At 34.3% G+C, this 1,315-nt stretch carries 1 pseudogene; it reads right to left on the reverse strand.

The window, feature by feature from the left end:
* Positions 1–54 precede the first annotated feature (54 nt).
* Positions 55–879, reverse strand: a pseudogene (locus tag F6K49_RS49815) (IS1 family transposase).
* Positions 880–1,315 lie beyond the last annotated feature (436 nt).

Genomic DNA, 1,315 nt, shown 5'->3' on the forward strand with positions numbered 1-1,315 from the left:
CTTTAAAATTGATGGCAATCAACTGGTAGTGATAAACATGTAGTGATGGCCTCATCAAACCGACAAACATTTATTATAGTGATGAATAAAATTCCAAATAGCTCCTAAGTGATTTTCGTTCTTTTTTGGAAAATGACAATGTTTTTCTTACCAAACGACTAAGTCTTTGTCTTAAGGTATTATTTAATCTTTCAATATGATTAGTTTTTCCAGTTGTTTTGGCTACTGGTTTATGGCGTTTTTTAGGTATTACTCTTTGATAAGATTCCCAAAAATCTGTATAACACACAGCACATTGTCGAACTACTGGAGGGAAAGACTTCCATAATTTCTTTGCTGATTCTCGACTACGATCTCCAAGATAAAATCCAACAATTTCTTTAGTTTCTTGTTCGCGTAGCGTGGCCAACGGCCATCGATAGCTAACCAAATCCATTGTTTATTATCTTTTTTTTTACAAAAGACCACATTTCATCACATTCAATAGTCATCTTTCCTTTCGGTTTTTCTGAAACCTTTATTTCTCGGGGGGTTTCCGCATATTTCTTATTAACATAATTTTGGAGCCATGTTTTTGAAACTCCAACTGTTCGAGCAATACCGGCTAAAGATATTTTCTCAAGTAATAGGTGATCGATTCTCTTTTTTATCGACAAGGATATCGTTTTTTTTGTCGGATTTTTTACAAACTGTCTCTTACAATTTTTGCGGTGCGACCCCGGTCGGGTTCCCCGACCTAGGGAATGCGCACCAAGAGAAACAGAGATATTTTTGCTTATTATTATGAGTGCTTCCATTTTTTACTGTTTGCTCACAATTGCAGTAAGGGCAATTGGGTCGCGTTTTCAAATCTGAAACTGTATTCGATACTGTATTCATAGTTACGATAGTGTATTTTTCCCTTAAGACGTTTTTTTGACTAATAAAAATTTAGCAGTTTTGTAAGCTTTATTTAATTAGTATTTATTAGAGCTAAGATAATTAGTTATAATAATTTTAAATTTAAATTGCTATATTTTTACTTAATAAATGTGTGATTAAAGGGGAATAAAATGTCGTATCACTACTTATTTATCACTACCATGATGTTGATGCCGGAGATAGCCATACTTATAAATTATTACATGATGCTAAAGGTCGCTTTAAAATTGATGGCAATCAACTAAAAGTCAAGAATGGCAACCTCTTAGACTTTGATGACAACTCTAGTCATGATCTCAAAATCCGCACCACGGATTCCGGGGGTAAAAGCTACGATAAAACGTTCACCATTGACGTCCTTAACCAGAATAATGCTCCGACGGATATTACCCTT

It is taken from the genome of Moorena sp. SIO3I6 (assembly GCF_010672095.1).